This window comes from Pseudonocardia sp. OZ21 (assembly GCF_059359135.1).
Genome location: NZ_JCADBN010000002.1, coordinates 612011 through 628220 on the forward strand (window position 1 = coordinate 612011; position 16210 = coordinate 628220).

A 16210-nucleotide genomic window follows, 5' to 3' on the forward strand; every position below is an offset into this window, starting at 1 on the left:
GGTCAGGAGACCGGGTAGATCTGCCGTGCCACCTCCGCCTTGCTGCGCACGTGCCCGGCCAGCACGTCCGGGGGGAACCCGCCGCCGGCGGGCGGTTTCGGGATGTCGGCGAGGTCCTCGACGAGATCCCAGTTCGAGCCCAGGCGCAGCAACGAGCCGTGCTTCGTGGCGTAGTAGTCGCGGTTGACGCTCACTGCCACGCCGTTCGCCCCGACCGACGCGGCCACCAGGTGCAGGTGGAAGCGGGTCGAGAGCCACGTCTGGTGGGGCGCCACCGGCATCCCGTGGCGCCACACCTCGCTGAACGGGAAGAACCGCGATCCGGGCAGTTCGTGCTCGAGCAGCCCGTACACCACGCGGTCCTGCCCGGGTATGCCTTCGACCACCCCGACGTCGGCGGGGTCGACGTCCCATGTCCGCAGGGTCGCGAGGGTGAAGGCGGCGAGCCTGCCCGCGTCGTGGTCGCTCAGGTCGGACTGCACGCAGACCATGTACCGCGGGAGCGGGTCGGCAGGCTGCTGCTCGGAACGCAAGAACCGGCCGGCGCCCAGGAAGGCGTCATCGACACCCCGGCTGCCCGGTCGCTCCAGCATCTCGGCGGACACCGTGTCGCGCACGTCCACCAGGTCGAACCGCTCGAGCAGGGTGCGGACGAGCGCCGCCTCACCGTCGTCGAGCGGCATGAGGCCCTGCCCGGTGACCACCGCCCGGCCACCCGAGCGCCGGACCGCTGCCGCGGCCGAGGCGAGCAGCCCGATGTGGTGCGGCCAGATGCCGTTGATGTAGCCGCCCCCGATCACGTGGACGACGTCCGCGGTGCCCATCAGCTCGATGCCGGCCACCCAGCGGCAGGCCAGGCCGGGCTGCTGCATCGCGTTCTGGACCCATGCGGCCTTCTCCCACGGCCCAAGGCCGGGAGCTTCCGCACACAGCCGCCACGCCGTGTCGGTGAACCGGGCACGCGGGTGCAAGCCGTCGAGCAGCACCGCCGCCGAACCCGGGGCCGGACAGTCGACCCACACATCGGCGTCGGGCGCGACGACGGCCAGATGCCTCAACCAGATCGAGGTGATCAGCTCGTCGCCGTAGTTGGGGTGTCCCGCGGTGCCGATGAGGTAGTACAGGGGGCGTCCACGCACTGAACCCAGCATTCAGCCCAGTCTCGACCGTCGTGTGGTCGACGAAGGTCTCCTGCGGATGAACAGCACTCGACGATTCATCGACCCGGCTCGGGCCTGCTCCCGGTGGGAGCGAGGGTGACGAGCAGGCCAGGGTGGTCGGTGGTGCCACGCAGGTCGATCGTCCGGGAGCCGTCGACGACGAACTCCGGCGTCGCCACGACGTGCTGCTGGCCGCCGTCGTCGGCGAGCACGGCACCGGCCGGGAGGCAGGACCGGAGGTCCGCGCTGTCGCCGGACCCGAGGTTCAGGTCGCCGCCCAGCAGCAGCGGCGCCGCCCCGTCCCGGGCACGCATCTCCGCGATGACCGTGCCGAACAGGAACCGGCACTGGGCCCTCGCGACCTCCCGCTCCGTGTAGGCCAGGTGCGTGGTGCAGACGGCGACGGCCGGGGTGGCCGCGACGTCCAGGCACAGCCACGCCCGCTCCTCCGGGTCTGCTCTGTCCTGGGCCGGGTAGATCCCACCGCCCGCGGAGGACCCCGGCACCGACGGCCACCGCGAGACGAGGCCGATGCCGTACTGCTCGCCGTTGCGGCAGCGGTACGCCTCCCCGGTACGCCCGTTGCGCGCCGCCTGGAACGCCGACACGACCACGTCGCCGGGTACCACGTCAGCGAGCGCGCGCTCGAGGGACGACACGTCGTCCTGGCAGACCTCGTTCAGGGTGACCAGGTCGGGCAGCTCGGCGCGGATCACCGCGGCGGCCTCGGCCGTGGACCGGCCGGTGTAGCAGCCGGCGATGCCGCTGCTGCACAGGTTCAGCTGCAGCACGCGCACCGAGCCGGGCTGGACGCCGCCGGCCGGGGCCGGTGGGCCGGGCCGGGGATCGCCCGTGTTCGGGCCGGTCGCCGTCGTGGCGCACCCCGCCAGGCACGCGACCACGCAGGCGAGTACCGCCACCCACAGCCCTCGGTCGGACCGGTCGCTCATGCCGGGAACTAGGTTCCGCAGTAGGTGACGTGGGGGCCGCAGCCCAGGGGCGCCGGCTCGGCGTAGCGCTCCAGACCAGGACGCTCGACGAACGGATCGGCAACCACCCCGACGAGGCGGCGGAACGGCGCCATGTCGCCGCCGGTGGCGGCGGTCAACGCCTCCTCCACCAGGTGGTTCCGCGGGATGTAGACGGGGTTGACCCGGTCCATGGCCGCCGCCACGGTGGCGCCGTCCCGGGGTAGCCGGGCCTGCCAGCGCGCATCCCACGCGTCGAACACGTCCGGCTCGCTGAACAGGGAGCGCGCCGGACGTCCCCGCAGGTGCGACGACAGTGCCCGGAAGAACGTCGTGAAGTCCACGTTCTGGTCGTGCAGCAGCGTCAGCAGGTCCTGGATCAGGGGGAGGTCCGGTGCCTCGAGACCGAGCTTCGCGGCCATCCCGCTCGTCCAGTACCCCTCGTAGCGCTCGGCGAACGAGATCACCGCTTCGGTAGCGGCCTCGACCGCCGCATCGGTGTCCTCGTGGATCAGTGGCACCAGGGCCTCGCCCAGCCGCGCCAGGTTCCACTGGGCGATGGCGGGCTGGTTGCCGTAGGCGTACCGGCCGCGATGATCGATCGAGCTGAAGACCGTGGCAGGGTCGTAGGTGTCCATGAACGCGCAGGGGCCGTAGTCGATGGTCTCCCCGGAGATCGTCGTGTTGTCCGTGTTCATGACGCCGTGCACGAACCCGACGAGCATCCAGCCGGCGACGAGCGACGCCTGGGCGTCGATCACACGCCGGTAGAACTCCAGGTAGGGGTTGTCCGCCCCGGCGACGTCGGGATGGTGCCGCGCGATCGCGTAGTCGGCCAGCTTCCGCACGAGCGCCGGGTCGCCGGTGGCCGCCGCGTACTGGAACGTCCCGACCCGCAGGTGGCTCGCCGCGACCCGCGCGAGCACCGCGCCGGGCAGCACGGTCTCGCGGACGACGTCACTGCCGGTGGCCACCACCGCGAGCGCCCGGCTGGTGGGGATGCCCAGCGCGTGCATCGCCTCCCCCATCACGTACTCCCGCAGCATCGGCCCGACGGCCGCTTTCCCGTCCCCTCCGCGGGCGAACGGCGTGCGACCAGAGCCCTTCAGATGCAGGTCGCGTCGACGCCCGCCGGCGTCGACCAGTTCGCCGAGCAGCAGCGCCCTGCCGTCTCCCAGCCGGGGCACGTAGCCGCCGAACTGGTGACCGGCGTAGGCCTGTGCCACGGGGCGCGCTCCGTCCGGGACCGCGGTGCCGACGAGCAATGCGACACCGGCCGGCGCCCGCAACGCCTCGGCATCGACACCCAGTTCGGCGGCCAGCTCCTCGTTGAGCATCAGCAGGGCAGGCGCCGGCGCCGATGCCGCCGTCCACGGCACGGACAGGTCCGGCAGTTCGCGCGCGTAGGAATGGTCGAACTCCAGCAGCGGCCGGACGTTGACGCTCATGACCCGAGGCTACGTGGCCCGGCGGGCACTACGTCCGGTTCACGGGACCTCCCGGCGTGGTGGTGCGACGACGGCACGGTCGAGATCGGGCCCAACGCCCTGTCCGGGCGGGACCACCGACCGCTCCCGGTGGGATCGCCTCCCGCCCAGTCTGGGAGCACACCGGAACGAGGAGGAGCGATGGAGAACGCGCAGGCGTGGGGATCGCCGGTCGTGGTCGGTATCGACGGCTCGGTGGCAGCTCTCGAGGCCGCGCGGTGGGCAGCCCGGGAGGCCGAGCGCCGCAGGACGGGGCTTCGGCTGGTCAGTGCCTTCGGCTGGCGGGCCTCGGGGCACATCGGCGATCCCGGCCTGGGCGCGGGCTACCGGACGGTGATGCTGGAGAGCACCCGCGCGGAGGTCGCGGAGGCGGCTGCGGCAGCCGCGGAGGCCGCACCCGGCGTCGAGATCACCGACGAGGTGGTCGACGGCTTCCCGATCCCCGTGCTCACCGCGGAGTCGCAGCGTGCCGCACTGGTCGTGGTCGGGGACCGCGGACTGGGTGGGTTCACCGGTCTCCTCATCGGTTCGGTCGCCGTGGCACTGGCCGCCCACGCCGCCTGCCCGGTGGTGGTGGTGCGCGGTGAGCTGCCGTCGCCCCGGGGTCCCGTCGTCGTGGGGGTGGACGGTTCCCCGACGAGCGAGGCGGCGCTGGCCTTCGCCTTCGAGGCGGCGGCTGTCCGGCAGGTGCCGCTGGTGGCGGTGCACGCCTGGATGGACTACGTCGCCGACGCGGCGGTGTGGCAGCTGGTGGACTGGGAGGCGGTCGAGGTCGACGAGTGCCGGTTGCTGGCCGACCAACTGGCGGGGTGGGCCGAGAAGTACCCGCACGTCGAGGTCCGCCGGGCCGTGGTCAAGGACCGGCCGGCCCATGCGCTCCTCGGGCAGTGCACCGGCGCGCAACTCGTCGTCGTCGGCTCACGCGGGCGGGGTGGCTTCACGGGCCTGGTGCTCGGCTCGGTGAGCCACGCGGTGCTGCACCACGCACCGTGCCCGGTTGCCGTCGTCCGCCCCGAGCTCGACTGACGCGCCGGCCTCGTACGGACCGGGCGGTTTGGTGAGACCCAGCCGGGGCACGAGTACCGCATGCTGATCGGTGACATCCACGTGCACCCCCTCGCCGACGGGACGTTCCGGGCGTCTCCCGAGTACTTCGGCGACCACGTCCGCGCCGAGGGCCACGAGGACCTCTTCGGCAGCGACGGGTTCGCCTTCCTGCCGATCGGCTGCTTCCTGGTGCGTACGGGCGACCGGACGATCCTCGTCGACTGCGGGATGGGCCCGCACCTGCGCGACTACGGCCCCCGCCGCCTGCTCGTCGGGGGGCAGCTGCTGGTGGGGCTGCGGGCCGCCGGCGTGGCTCCGGCGGCGACCGGCTGCGCGCGGTCGACCACGACTCCACGATCGCGCCCGGAGTCACGCTCACCATGACTCCGGGGCACACTCCCGGGCATCTCAGCGTGATCATCGCCTCCGGTGGTCAGCGGGCGTTCCTGCTCGGGGACGCCATCATCTGCCCGGTCCAGCTCGACGAACCGACGTGGCAGTCCATCGGCGACGTCGACCCCGCTCTCGCGCAGCGCGTCCGGGAGCGGCTGTTCCGGGAGCTGGAGGACCCCACGACGCTCGGCGCAGGCGCGCACTTCCCCGAACTGCAGTTCGGCAGCGTCCTCACCGGGCACGGCAGGCGCTGGTTCGACTGAGCCGCGTGGGACCTCCGGCAGGGATCAACGGGCCCTCCGCCCCGTGGCGCAGCCTGCCGGGCCGGTCGAGGATCGATCCCGGCCCGGACGGAGGAGCACGCACCATGAGCACTGGACCGGAACACCTGGCGGCACCGCCGGAGACGGTGGACGAGGACCCGCCCATCACCGCGCTGATGACCACGCACATGATCGGGATCACCGCGGACGCCCCCCTGTCGACCGCCCTGCGCCTGATGGCCACGACCGGCGTGCGTCACCTGCCGGTACTGGAGGGTGAAGGGTGCCGGGGCGTGGTCCTCGAGGTCGACGTCGCCCGCTTCGTCGCGCGCGGATCCGGCTCGCCGGGTGTACGGGCGGCCGTGCACGTCGAGGAGCTGACGCGGCCGGTCGAACCGCTGCCCGTGACGGCTCGCCGCTCCGACGCGGCTCGCCGGATGCAGACCGAGCACGCGGACGCCGTCCTGGTCATCGACGACGGCCGGCTCGTCGGGATCGTCACGGCGACGGACATCGTCCGCTCGCTCGCCTCGGTAACCTCCCCGGCCGGCGACCATTCCGGCGCACGACCGTGACCGTCCCCGACGTGGTGCGCATCGAGGTCTGATGGGCTCCGTTGGAGGGCGTCCGGCCCTATCCGGACGGACGGGGGGCCCCGAGGCTGACGACATGACCCCGTCGAACCTCGATGGTTCGGCCGGCGCAGCGGAACCCGTGGAGCTCGACCGCAAGGAATGCCTGAGGCTGCTCGCCACGGGCGTTATCGGCCGGATCGTCTTCACCGAGGCCGCGATGCCCGCCGCCCATCCGGTGAACTACCTCCTCGACGGTGAGGAGGTCCTCTTCCGCACCGCCGACGGGCGGACGTTCGCCGCCACCCACCGCACCGTCGTCGGTTTCCAGGCCGACGACCTCGATCCCGTGACACACACCGGCTGGAGCGTCCTCGGCGTCGGCCACGCGTACGAGGTGGTCGATCCCGCGCGCCTGGCCGCACTCGACGCCACCATGCGGAAGCCGTGGGTGCCGGGCCGCACGGGCCATGTCGTCGCCGTTCCCCTGCAGCACCTCACCGGTCGCCGGCTGCTCCCCACCAGCCAGTTCCAGCGACATCACACATCCCCGGGACCCGGGTGAGGGCCGTTCGGCCCGGTGTTCCGGGTCGTTCGCGGGCGGAGTGCCCGGTCGGGCGGCAGTACTGTCCGGTGAACCAGCGATGAGAGGCCGGCCCGTGACCATCTCCGTGTTCCTGCTCGACGATCACGAGATCGTCCGCCGCGGCATCTCTCAGCTGCTCGAGTCCGAGGACGACATCCAGGTCATCGGCGAGGGGGGCACCGCCGCCCAAGCCATGGCCCGCATACCGGCCCTACGGCCCGACGTCGCCATCCTCGACGTCCGCCTCCCCGACAGCGACGGCGTCACCGTCTGCCGCGACGTGCGCTCCGCTCTCACCCCGCCCCCCGCCTGCCTGATGCTCACCTCGTACTCCGACGACGAAGCCCTCTTCGGCGCGATCATGGCCGGGGCGTCGGGGTACCTCCTCAAACAGGTCACCGGCATCAACCTCATCGCCGCGGTCCGCACCGTCGCCACCGGCGGCTCACTCCTCGATCCCAAGGCCACCGCCACCGTCCTCGAGCGCCTCCGCACCGGCAACCAACCCACCGACCCCCGCTACAGCACACTCAGCCCCCAGGAGCGACGCATCCTCGCCCTCATCGCCGACGGCCTCACCAATCGCCAGATCGGCGCCGAGATGTTCCTCGCCGAGAAGACCGTGAAGAACTATGTCTCCTCGCTCCTGCACAAACTCGGCTTCGCCCGCCGCACCGAAGCGGCCGTCTACGCCGCGGACCTCCGCCGCGGCGAAGGCAGCTGACCCGACCAGGTCCTTCGGCCGTAGCGGGCACCGACGGGTGGCGGCAGTCTCGGTCCTCGTACAGCCGGCTCGGGCCGGCCCTCGTCGAATCCGCGGGCGTGACCACGATGACTGAGATCCCGGGTGCGCTCGGACTGACCCCCGCGCAGATCGAGGACGTGCTGGCGACAGCAGGCCGGGCGCCATCGCTGCACAACAGCCAGCCCTGGCGTTTCCGGGTGACCCCCGACCTCATCGAGCTGCACGCCGACCCGGAACGCCGGGTCCCACAGGCCGACCCCGACGATCGCGAGCTGCGCATGGCGTGCGGGGCGGCACTGTTCAACCTGCGGCTCGCGCTGCACGGCCACGGCATCCGACCGATCGTCACGATCCTCCCGGACGCCGCACGACCCGACCTCCTCGCCGTCGTACGTCACGGGGGGCCGAAGGCCGCCACCCCCGAACAGCTGCGGCTGCTGCGCGCCGTTCCCTTACGCCGGACGAACCGGCACCCGTTCAGCGACGAGCCGGTGCCCCCACCCGCGTTGTACGCACTCGGCTGCGCGGCGAGCGAGGAGAACGGTCTGCTGCACGTCGTGGACGAGCCGGGCGACAGGACCCGGCTGCAGCAGATATCGGTCCGGGCGTACCGAGCCCAGCTGGCGGACCCGGATTTCCGAGCCGAGCTGGAGCGGTGGACGGCGTCCCCGCCCGGACGCCGCGACGGGGTCCCTGCCACAGCAGGCGGTCCGCTCTCGGAACCCCAGGACCGGTGGGTGCTGCGCGACTTCCGGGGCGGCACCGGTCCGGCCCGGCCGCCCGGCAAGGACTTCGAGACCGAGCCGTTGCTCGCGGTGCTGACCGCCCAGCTCAGTGGCGCCCCGGGGGACGTCCACGCCGGGCTGGCGCTGGAACGGGTCCTGCTCACCGCCACCGCGGAAGGACTCGCCGTCTCCTTCCTGTCCCACGTCGTGGAGGTGCGGCAGACCCGGGAGGAGCTGCGCAGTCTCATCGGTGAGACGCGTCCGCCGCAGGCCGTTCTGCGGATCGGGCGCGGATATCCCGTCACCGCCACACCCCGCCGGGAAGTCTCCGACGTGCTCGACCCGGAGAGCAGCCAGCCGTGACCAGGGTCCGGGTCTCTGTGCCCCCGGATCGGGGTCGAGCGGTCCTGCCGCCCACGGGACCCGTACTGCACGCTTTCCGGCACGGACAGCAGGCGACAACGAGGTGACCGCGATGAACGCCCTGGAGCACAGCGCTCCCACAGTCGACGAACCTGCGGTGGTCGTCGGGGTCGACGGCACCCACATCGCCCTGGATGCCGTCCGCTGGGCCGCTGCCGAGGCCCGGCTCCGCCACCTCCCGCTGCGCATCGTGCACGCGGCCCCCTACGCAGCAGGCCACGACGCGCCGGCGGTGCGACGCGCGCGCGACATCCTGGCCCGCGCCTTCACCGTCGCCCGCCGCGCCGAACCCGAACTGCGCAGCTCGACCCACAGCACGGACCAACCACCGGTCGACGCCCTGCTCGACGCCGCCGAGAACGCCCGTCTCCTCGTCCTCGGCATGGGTGGCGGAGAACGCCCGCACGAGATCCTCATCGGGTCCGTCGCCCTCGAGGTCAGCGGCAGCGCACGCTGCCCCGTCACCGTCGTCCGCGGCCGGCTCCAGCAGACGGACGGACGCCCGCTGCTCGCCGGGGTCGACGAGCCCACCATCGACAAGGCCGTGCTCGACGTCGCGTTCAGCGAGGCGCGGCGCCACCGCGACCGGCTCCTCGTCCTGCACGCCCGCGGCCCACGTTACGACACGGATCCCGCCGCGCAGGACAGCCTCGCCGACCAGCTCACCTCCTGGGCCGACCGCTACCCCGACGTCCCGGTGGACCTGCAGATCGCGCCCGGACCACCGACCCCGGCGCTGCTCGCCGCCGCGGTCCGGGCCCGCATGGTCGTCCTGGGCACCCGCGGACGCACCGCGCCGGCACGCGCTCTCTTCGGATCCACCAGTCGGCAGGTCCTCCGCCGCTGCACGGTGCCCGTCACCGTCGTGAGCCCCCACGTCCACCTCCCAGAGGAACCCGAGCTCGGCGCCGGCGCGGAGCAGGCAACGGTCACCCGCAGCGCAGGCCTCGACCCCCACGACCGCAGCCAGCTCTGGTGACACTGCCGAGCCGTCAGAGCCAGTCGCGGCGCCAGATCGGCTCCACGCCCGCCCACTCCCGCTCCCAGCGACGGGAGTTGCAGGCCGCCACGAGATTGCGCACGGTGTACCAGCCGACGAGGAGGGCAGTGCCGCCCCCGAGCAGGATTCCGACGGCGGCCAGCACCCCGGCCACCACAGCGTTCTCGGGTCGGGTCGGGGCCGGGACGATCGCCCCGGACGAGTCCACCCAGACGTCGAGCTGCTCTCCCGCAGGGGCGGAACTGCTGACGACAACAGCACCGGTGTGCTTCGCGCCCCCGCGGTCCGTCCAGTTGACCGGCACCTGCACGGGGACGTACTCACCGCGCTCCCCCCGCACCGCCTGCGCATCCTCCAGCAGTACGGCGCGGACCTCGGTCCTGCCTGCGCTCTCCGCCAGAGCGCGCTCGCTCTGCTGGTTGTGAACCGCGAGCCCGGTCACCCAGGCCACGACGATCAGGACCATCGCCGCCGCCATGAGGCTCCAGGCCGCCACGTCCTCCACACGATCGGTGCCGCGCCGAGGCAGTCGCTGCGTCCTGGGGGAACGGCGAGCGGGGTGCTGCGCGTCCATCGCCCCCACCTCCTCGAATCGTGACTCGAGGTTGCTCGCCAGACGGGCCGAACGGCACCGACTCGCGGCCCTGGTTGACCGGGGCTTCAGTCCCTGGTTCCGCCCACCGGTCCGCTCACACCGAAGGGCTTCACGGCCGCTCCCTCGAGGGTGTCCAGCCGCCGCAGATACTCCGTCTCGTCGATCTCTCCGCGGGCGTACCGCTCGGCGAGCAGCTGTTGCGGGCTGGGGCGTGCGGACTGCTCAGGCCGGCGGTCCGTGCCGCCGGTCCGCGTGTAGCGGACCAGAGCGACGATCGCGGCGATCACCAACGCCCAGATGGCGATCGAGCTCACGGACATCAGCACCCAGCCCCACACGGTCATCTGGTTGCCCCACCAGTACATCATCGGATCCTCCTCGCGTCGCTGCGGCACCGGGACTGACCAGCAGATTCTGTTCCGGGCCACCACGCGGTGATCAGGGCACGACGGCCCGTCACGGTCGGCGGAGGTCCCGACTCACCCGGGACTCGCCGATGGGGCCTCGGGGCTGTCCGGGCAGCCGGAGCCGAGGGTCCCGGACGGGTAGGGCATTCGGCCTCTTCTTCCACCGACTCGGGCGGTCGACGATCCGGGCACCGGAGTACCTCGTCAGAGGAGAGCGCCATGGCCTCGGTTCGGAACGTGTACGACCACAGCGGGATCTGGATCGGCACCGCGACGGAGAGCGGCGCTGTTCGTGACCACAGCGGCGTGCGGATAGGCACCGCGACCGCGGCGGGCGACGTCCACGACAACAGCAGGGTCCGTATCGGGACGGCTCGAACCACCGGGTCGACGTAGCGGCCGGGAGGTTCCGGGGCCGAGGACGGGACGTTGGGCCCTTCTCGGCGGGTACTCCCTGGTCTTGGCTGGCTTCCGAGCCCCACGACATCCCGAGTCTCAGGAGCCAGCCCATGACGGTCACAGCAGGCGGGACCTACTCCGCGGTCGCGAGCCGGTCCGACGACGGCGAGCTCGATCGCCTCGACGCCTGGTGGCGTGCTGCGAACTACCTCGCAGTCGGCCAGATCTATCTGCTGGACAACCCGCTGCTGACGCACCCGCTGCGGCCGGAGGACATCAAGCCCCGGCTGCTCGGGCACTGGGGGACGACGCCCGGGCTGACGTTCCTGTGGGCCCACCTCAACCGTGTGATCAAGCGACGCGGCATCGACACGCTGTTCGTGACGGGGCCCGGCCACGGCGGTCCCGCGGTGGTGGCCACGGCGTGGCTGGAGGGCACCTACTCCGAGCGCTTCCCCGACGTCTCCCGCGACGCGGCCGGCATGGGCAGGCTGTTCCGGCAGTTCTCCTTCCCCGGGGGCATCCCGAGTCACGCGGCACCGGAAACGCCGGGGTCGATCCATGAGGGTGGCGAGCTCGGCTACTCGCTGGCGCACGCCTACGGGGCCGCGCTGGACAACCCGGACCTGCTCGTGGCGTGTGTGATCGGCGACGGCGAGGCGGAGACGGGCCCGCTGGCCGCGTCCTGGCACGCCAACAAGTTCATCAACCCGGTCTCCGACGGCACCGTACTGCCGATCCTGCACCTCAACGGGTACAAGATCGCGAACCCGACGGTGCTGTCCCGCATCCCGGAGCGGGAGCTGCTCGCCCTGCTGGAGGGCTACGGCCACGAGCCGTTCGTCGTCGAGGTCGCCGCCGACGAGGACCACCCGGCCGTGCACGCGCGGATGGCGACGGCCATGGACCGGATCATGGCCACCATCGCCGACATCCGCGCCCGCGCGGCGCGCGGTGAGCTCACCGAGCGGCCCCGCTGGCCGGTGCTGGTACTGCGCAGCCCGAAGGGGTGGACCGGACCGGCGGTCGTCGACGGTCTCCCGGTCGAGGGGACGTGGCGGGCCCACCAGGTGCCGCTGTCCCGGGTGCGGGAGGACCCCGTGCACCTGGCACAGCTGGAGGAGTGGATGCGCTCCTACCGGCCGCAGGAGCTCTTCGACGCCGAGGGCGGTCCCGTCCCGGAGCTGCGGGCGCTGGCCCCGACCGGCGAGCGACGCATGAGCGCCAGCCCGCACGCCAACGGCGGCGAGCTGCTGCAGCCACTGCGGCTGCCCGACTTCCGCGAGCACATGGTGGACGTGCCGGAGCCCGGCGGCGCCACAGCAGAGGCGACCCGCCTGCTCGGCGGCTGGGTGCGCGACGTCATGCGCGCCAACCCGTCGAACTTCCGGCTGGTCGGCCCGGACGAGGTGGCGTCGAACCGGCTGCAGGACGTGTTCGAGGTGACCGACCGCCAGTTCGAGGGCGAGCTGCTGCCGACCGACGAGCACCAGAGCCCCCGCGGACGGGTGCTCGAGGTGCTCTCGGAGCATCTGAGCGAGGGCTGGTTGGAGGGCTACCTGCTCACCGGCAGGCACGGGGTCTTCACCTGCTACGAGGCGTTCATCCACATCATCGACTCGATGCTCAACCAGCACGCAAAGTGGATCAAGGTGAGCCGGTCGATCCCCTGGCGGCGTCCGATCGCGTCGCTGAACTACCTGCTCACCAGCCACGTCTGGCGCCAGGACCACAACGGCTTCTCCCATCAGGACCCGGGCTTCATCGACCACGTCGTTAACAAGAAGTCCGAGATCGTCCGCGTCTACCTCCCCCCGGACGCCAACACCCTGCTGTCGGTGATGGACCACTGCCTGCGCAGCCGCGACCAGATCAACGTCGTCGTCGCCGGTAAGCAGCCCGCGCCGCAGTGGCTCGACCCCGACGCCGCGCTGGCACACGCGAGCCGCGGGATCGGGCTCTGGGAGTGGGCGAGCAACGACGCCGGAACGGTGCCCGACGTCGTGCTGGCCTGCTGCGGCGACGTCCCGACCCTGGAGACCCTCGCCGCGGTGACCCTGCTGCGCCGGCACCTGCCCGAGCTGCGGGTACGGGTGATCAACGTGGTGGACCTGATGCGGTTGCAGAACCCCACCGAGCACCCACACGGCCTGCCCGACCGGGAGTACGACGCGCTCTTCCCGCCCGGCACCCCGGTGATCTTCGCCTTCCACGGCTACCCGTGGCTGATCCACCGCCTCACCTACCGGCGCCACAACCACGACGACCTGCACGTGCGCGGCTACAAGGAGGAGGGGACCACCACCACCCCGTTCGACATGCTGATGCTCAACGACCTCGACCGGTTCCACCTCGTGGCCGACGTGATCGACCGCGTGCCCGACCTGGGCGTCCGGCACGCAGCGCTGCGCCAGCACATGTTCGACGAGCGGATGCGCTGCCGGGCCCACACGCGCCGGACGGGCGAGGACGCCCCGGACGTGCGCGACTGGGTGTGGACGGGCTGACCGTGCGGGTCCTCGTGGTCAATGCGGGTTCGAGCACCGTGAAGGTCCGGCTGCTCGGCGCCGACGACACGCTCCTGCACCGTGTCGACCTGCCCGCCGATCGCGGGCGCCCGCAGCCGGGCGCGCTCGAGGACGCGATCGGCGAGCTGGGCACGATCGACGCCGTCGGGCACCGCGTGGTGCACGGCGGCCAGGTCTTCAGCGGGCCGGTGCGGGTGGACGACGCGGTGCTCGACGAGCTGGACCGGCTGACCGCGCTCGCCCCGCTGCACCAGCCACCCGCGCTCGCCGCGATGCGCGCCACCCGAGCCGCCCTGCCCGATGTCCCCGCGGTCGCCTGCTTCGACACGGCCTTCCACGCCACCCTGCCCGCCGCCGCATCCACCTACGCCGTGCCGGAGCGGTGGCGTACCGAGTTCGGGGTGCGCCGGTACGGCTTCCACGGACTGGCGCACGAGTGGGCCGCCCGGCGGGTGGCCGCGCTCGCCGGGCCGGGACTGCGCACGGTGGTCGCCCACCTCGGTTCGGGGGCGTCGCTGTGTGCCGTCGAGTGGGTGGCCGATCAGCCGCACTCGGTCGACACCACGATGGGATTCACCCCGACCGCCGGGCTCGTGATGGCGAGCCGCAGCGGCGACCTCGACCCCGCGGTTCCCCTGTGGCTGGTCGAGACCACGGAGCTCACCGCGACCGAGGTGGACACCGCCCTGCAACGCGACTCCGGTCTCGTGGGACTGGCCGGCTCCGCCGACATGCGCGCCGTACTGGCGGCAGCCCGGATCGGGCAGCCGGACGCGGTACTGGCCGTGGACGTGTGGCTGCACCGCCTGCGGGCCGGGATCGCGGCCATGGCGGCGGCTCTCGGCGGACTCGACGTGCTGGTCTTCAGCGGCGGCGTCGGTGAGCACGCCGCGGAGCTGCGCGGCCGAGCGGTGGACGGGCTGGGCTTCCTCGGGCTCGCGGTCGACCCCGGGACCAACGACTCGGCGCAGGCGGAGGCCGAGACCGACATCGGCGTGCCCGGAAGCAGGGCCCGCACGCTGGTGGTGCACACCCGGGAGGACCTGGTGATCGCCGAGCAGGTACGTCACCTGCTCGGCGCGCGCCCGCAGCCGGCATTCCAGCGTGCGCCGTAGGCGCCCGCCGCAGGTCGACCGCCTCAGGTCGCCTCGGCCCGCATGGCCACCTCTGCTCGGTCGCGGTACCGGCTGTGCCTTTCCGACAGCGCCCGATCCCCGAGCGCGTCGGCCGCCGATACCGAGAGCCGGAAGACCTCCGGCCAGTACCGCCAGCTGACCCACATGCGCGAGAACGGCTGCAGCGCCTCGACGGTGCGCACGATCGTGGAGTGGTCGCCGATCTCGCCGGCCAGCCGCAGCGCGCCGAGCCAGTTCTCGCCCTCGGCCTCCAACCAGCGCTGCGCGGAGATCAGTTCCTGAAACTCGATCCGCGGGTCGGGCGGGTCACCGGCGACCTGCCGGCAGGGCTGGAACCAGCTGCCGGCGCTACGGGCCGTCGCGAGGAGCCAGGCGACGAGCCGCCGGCGGGCCGCCTCGACGTCCGCACGGCTGTCCTCGGCCATCAGCTGCTCGTGCGCGAACAGCCGGATGAGGTCGTGGAACCCGGCGCGCTGGTCGGTGACCGACATGAGCAGGCCGAGCTCGACGAGATCGTCGAGGCGCTTGCCGACCTCGTGGACCGGCAGTTCGGTCAGCACCGAGGCCAGGGTGACTCCCGCGTCGGGCCCGGGCACCAGTGCGAGCCGGCGGAAGACGAGGCGGGTCGTCGGGTCGAGCTGGCCGTAGGACACGGAGAAGGCGGTGCGGATCTGCAGGTCCCCGGCGGACAGGTGGTCGAGCCGGTTTTCCTCGTCGGCCAGCAGGCGAGCCAGGGTCTCGATGGTCCAGCCGGGCCTGCTGAGCAGGCGGTTGCCCGCGATCCGCAGCGCGAGTGGATCGTTGCCGCACAGCCGGGCGACCGAACGCACGAGCTCGGGTTCGGGGCGCGCACCACCGTCGGGCTCGATGACGGCGCGCAGCATCTCGGCAGCGTCCACGTCGCTGAGCGGACAGAGCGCGAGGCGCCGGGCGCGATCGAGGCCGCCGAGCTTGCGCCTGCTCGTGATGAGCGCCACGGTCCCGCCCGGCCCGGGCAGCAGCCCCCGCACCTGGGCCTCGTCCGCAGCGTTGTCGAGGAGCAGCAGCATCTTCCGTTCGCTGAGGGTGCGCCGCAGCAGCTGGCCGCGGTCGGTGTGGTGCGCGGGGATCCGGTCGATGTCGACGCCGACCGCGCGCATCAGGCGCAACTGCACCACGTAGGGGTCGAGTGGTTCGCTGTCGCTGCCGCGCAGGTCGCAGAACAGCCGCCCGTCGGGGAACTCGTCGCGCGAGGCGTAGGCGCTGCGCACCGCCAGCGCCGTCTTGCCGATGCCGGCCGCCCCGGCGATCACGACCGGAGCCGAACGGCCGCGGCCCTCCGCCAGGGCCGAGGTGACGATGGCGAGCGCCGAAGAGCGTCCGGTGAAGTCCGGGATGTCCGGGGGGAGCTCACACAACGGGGCCGGTGATGGCCGGACGCGGCCCCCTCCCCTGGCGGCGGCCAGCAGCAGCTTCCGCTCGTCGCCGGGAACGCCGAGCGCGTCGGCGAGCGCCGTGACCGTGCGCGCGTGGGGGTTCCTGCTGTGCCCGCGTTCCATGTCACTGATCGCCCGCACGCTCACACCGGAACGCACCGCCAGATCTTCGAGAGTCAGACCGGCGTTGTGGCGGGAGGCGCGCACCAGCTCTCCGAGATCGGACGGCTCCTCCATCGCTACCCCCTCCGGGTCGGCTTTCACCGTATGTCGGCAAGGACGCTGCATCGACAGTAGTCGGCGCGCACCGCCGATCCCCGTGGCCGATTCGGGTGTCACCCGACCGGCGACGGTGCCCGTG

At 72.5% G+C, this 16210-nt stretch carries 17 protein-coding genes; 11 read left to right on the top strand and 6 right to left on the bottom strand.

The window, feature by feature from the left end; all coding sequences use genetic code 11:
- Positions 1–2: 2 nt before the first annotated feature.
- The 3 genes from AC5L35_RS06455 to AC5L35_RS06465 form a co-directional block, all read right to left on the bottom strand.
- Positions 3–1151 (bottom strand): polysaccharide pyruvyl transferase family protein, encoded by a 1149-nt coding sequence (locus tag AC5L35_RS06455; RefSeq protein ID WP_495058620.1) that lies wholly within the window; start codon positions 1149–1151, stop codon positions 3–5.
- Positions 1152–1216: 65 nt separating this feature from the next.
- The gene (locus tag AC5L35_RS06460) at positions 1217–2110 is read right to left on the bottom strand and encodes an endonuclease/exonuclease/phosphatase family protein (RefSeq protein ID WP_495058621.1); all 894 of its coding nucleotides are present in this window, start codon (positions 2108–2110) and stop codon (positions 1217–1219) included.
- A gap of 8 nt (positions 2111–2118) precedes the next feature.
- Positions 2119–3576: a protein adenylyltransferase SelO gene (locus tag AC5L35_RS06465; protein WP_495058622.1), complete on the bottom strand. Its 1458-nt coding sequence runs from the start codon at positions 3574–3576 to the stop codon at positions 2119–2121.
- Between the two features lie 180 nt (positions 3577–3756).
- Between AC5L35_RS06465 and AC5L35_RS06470 the strand changes: the two genes are divergently transcribed.
- The 8 genes from AC5L35_RS06470 to AC5L35_RS06505 all read left to right on the top strand — a co-directional run bounded on the left by AC5L35_RS06470 (position 3757) and on the right by AC5L35_RS06505 (position 9348).
- A complete protein-coding gene (locus AC5L35_RS06470; protein ID WP_495058623.1) occupies positions 3757–4641 on the top strand; it encodes a universal stress protein in 885 nt (294 codons plus the stop codon).
- 60 nt (positions 4642–4701) lie between these two features.
- Positions 4702–5046, top strand: coding sequence for a hypothetical protein (locus AC5L35_RS06475; RefSeq protein WP_495058624.1), 345 nt, complete (start codon positions 4702–4704; stop codon positions 5044–5046).
- A complete protein-coding gene (locus AC5L35_RS06480) occupies positions 5043–5318 on the top strand; it encodes a hypothetical protein (RefSeq protein WP_495058625.1) in 276 nt (91 codons plus the stop codon). Before AC5L35_RS06475 ends, AC5L35_RS06480 begins: the two co-directional genes overlap by 4 nt.
- A gap of 104 nt (positions 5319–5422) precedes the next feature.
- On the top strand, positions 5423–5893 hold the full coding sequence (locus tag AC5L35_RS06485) for a CBS domain-containing protein (protein WP_495058626.1): 471 nt from the start codon (positions 5423–5425) through the stop codon (positions 5891–5893).
- Between the two features lie 94 nt (positions 5894–5987).
- Complete coding sequence (locus AC5L35_RS06490) at positions 5988–6455, top strand: pyridoxamine 5'-phosphate oxidase family protein (RefSeq protein ID WP_495058627.1); 468 nt, start codon at positions 5988–5990, stop codon at positions 6453–6455.
- A gap of 94 nt (positions 6456–6549) precedes the next feature.
- Positions 6550–7200 carry a response regulator gene (locus tag AC5L35_RS06495; protein WP_495058628.1) on the top strand — a complete coding sequence of 217 codons (651 nt, stop codon included), beginning with the start codon at positions 6550–6552 and terminating at the stop codon, positions 7198–7200.
- 107 nt (positions 7201–7307) lie between these two features.
- Positions 7308–8309, top strand: a complete 1002-nt coding sequence (locus tag AC5L35_RS06500) for an Acg family FMN-binding oxidoreductase (protein WP_495058701.1) — start codon at positions 7308–7310, stop codon at positions 8307–8309.
- Positions 8310–8421: 112 nt separating this feature from the next.
- A complete protein-coding gene (locus AC5L35_RS06505) occupies positions 8422–9348 on the top strand; it encodes a universal stress protein (RefSeq protein ID WP_495058629.1) in 927 nt (308 codons plus the stop codon).
- Between the two features lie 13 nt (positions 9349–9361).
- On the opposite strand, the gene AC5L35_RS06510 is transcribed toward AC5L35_RS06505, so the two are convergent.
- Both AC5L35_RS06510 and AC5L35_RS06515 read right to left on the bottom strand, forming a co-directional pair.
- Positions 9362–9943 carry an Rv1733c family protein gene (locus tag AC5L35_RS06510; protein WP_495058630.1) on the bottom strand — a complete coding sequence of 194 codons (582 nt, stop codon included), beginning with the start codon at positions 9941–9943 and terminating at the stop codon, positions 9362–9364.
- An 86-nt stretch (positions 9944–10029) separates the two neighbouring features.
- Positions 10030–10332: an SHOCT domain-containing protein gene (locus tag AC5L35_RS06515; RefSeq protein WP_495058631.1), complete on the bottom strand. Its 303-nt coding sequence runs from the start codon at positions 10330–10332 to the stop codon at positions 10030–10032.
- 258 nt (positions 10333–10590) lie between these two features.
- Between AC5L35_RS06515 and AC5L35_RS06520 the strand changes: the two genes are divergently transcribed.
- The 3 genes from AC5L35_RS06520 (at position 10591) to AC5L35_RS06530 (ending at position 14413) form a co-directional block, all read left to right on the top strand.
- Positions 10591–10767, top strand: coding sequence for a hypothetical protein (locus AC5L35_RS06520; RefSeq protein WP_495058632.1), 177 nt, complete (start codon positions 10591–10593; stop codon positions 10765–10767).
- Between the two features lie 113 nt (positions 10768–10880).
- Complete coding sequence (locus tag AC5L35_RS06525) at positions 10881–13277, top strand: phosphoketolase family protein (protein ID WP_495058633.1); 2397 nt, start codon at positions 10881–10883, stop codon at positions 13275–13277.
- A complete protein-coding gene (locus AC5L35_RS06530; RefSeq protein ID WP_495058634.1) occupies positions 13265–14413 on the top strand; it encodes an acetate/propionate family kinase in 1149 nt (382 codons plus the stop codon). The genes AC5L35_RS06525 and AC5L35_RS06530 overlap by 13 nt, the downstream gene beginning before the upstream one ends.
- Positions 14414–14436: 23 nt before the next feature.
- On the opposite strand, the gene AC5L35_RS06535 is transcribed toward AC5L35_RS06530, so the two are convergent.
- Complete coding sequence (locus tag AC5L35_RS06535; protein WP_495058635.1) at positions 14437–16086, bottom strand: helix-turn-helix domain-containing protein; 1650 nt, start codon at positions 16084–16086, stop codon at positions 14437–14439.
- Positions 16087–16210: the final 124 nt, after the last annotated feature.

Excerpts from the sequence above, each read along its gene's own strand:
- AC5L35_RS06455 (WP_495058620.1), bottom strand. The coding sequence starts at position 1,151 with ATGCTGGGTTCAGTGCGTGGACGCCCCCTGTACTACCTCATCGGCACC.
- AC5L35_RS06460 (WP_495058621.1), bottom strand. The coding sequence starts at position 2,110 with ATGAGCGACCGGTCCGACCGAGGGCTGTGGGTGGCGGTACTCGCCTGC.
- AC5L35_RS06465 (WP_495058622.1), bottom strand. The coding sequence starts at position 3,576 with ATGAGCGTCAACGTCCGGCCGCTGCTGGAGTTCGACCATTCCTACGCG.
- AC5L35_RS06470 (WP_495058623.1), top strand. The coding sequence starts at position 3,757 with ATGGAGAACGCGCAGGCGTGGGGATCGCCGGTCGTGGTCGGTATCGAC.
- AC5L35_RS06475 (WP_495058624.1), top strand. The coding sequence starts at position 4,702 with ATGCTGATCGGTGACATCCACGTGCACCCCCTCGCCGACGGGACGTTC.
- AC5L35_RS06480 (WP_495058625.1), top strand. The coding sequence starts at position 5,043 with ATGACTCCGGGGCACACTCCCGGGCATCTCAGCGTGATCATCGCCTCC.
- AC5L35_RS06485 (WP_495058626.1), top strand. The coding sequence starts at position 5,423 with ATGAGCACTGGACCGGAACACCTGGCGGCACCGCCGGAGACGGTGGAC.
- AC5L35_RS06490 (WP_495058627.1), top strand. The coding sequence starts at position 5,988 with ATGACCCCGTCGAACCTCGATGGTTCGGCCGGCGCAGCGGAACCCGTG.
- AC5L35_RS06500 (WP_495058701.1), top strand. The coding sequence starts at position 7,308 with ATGACTGAGATCCCGGGTGCGCTCGGACTGACCCCCGCGCAGATCGAG.
- AC5L35_RS06505 (WP_495058629.1), top strand. The coding sequence starts at position 8,422 with ATGAACGCCCTGGAGCACAGCGCTCCCACAGTCGACGAACCTGCGGTG.
- AC5L35_RS06510 (WP_495058630.1), bottom strand. The coding sequence starts at position 9,943 with ATGGACGCGCAGCACCCCGCTCGCCGTTCCCCCAGGACGCAGCGACTG.
- AC5L35_RS06515 (WP_495058631.1), bottom strand. The coding sequence starts at position 10,332 with ATGATGTACTGGTGGGGCAACCAGATGACCGTGTGGGGCTGGGTGCTG.
- AC5L35_RS06520 (WP_495058632.1), top strand. The coding sequence starts at position 10,591 with ATGGCCTCGGTTCGGAACGTGTACGACCACAGCGGGATCTGGATCGGC.
- AC5L35_RS06525 (WP_495058633.1), top strand. The coding sequence starts at position 10,881 with ATGACGGTCACAGCAGGCGGGACCTACTCCGCGGTCGCGAGCCGGTCC.
- AC5L35_RS06535 (WP_495058635.1), bottom strand. The coding sequence starts at position 16,086 with ATGGAGGAGCCGTCCGATCTCGGAGAGCTGGTGCGCGCCTCCCGCCAC.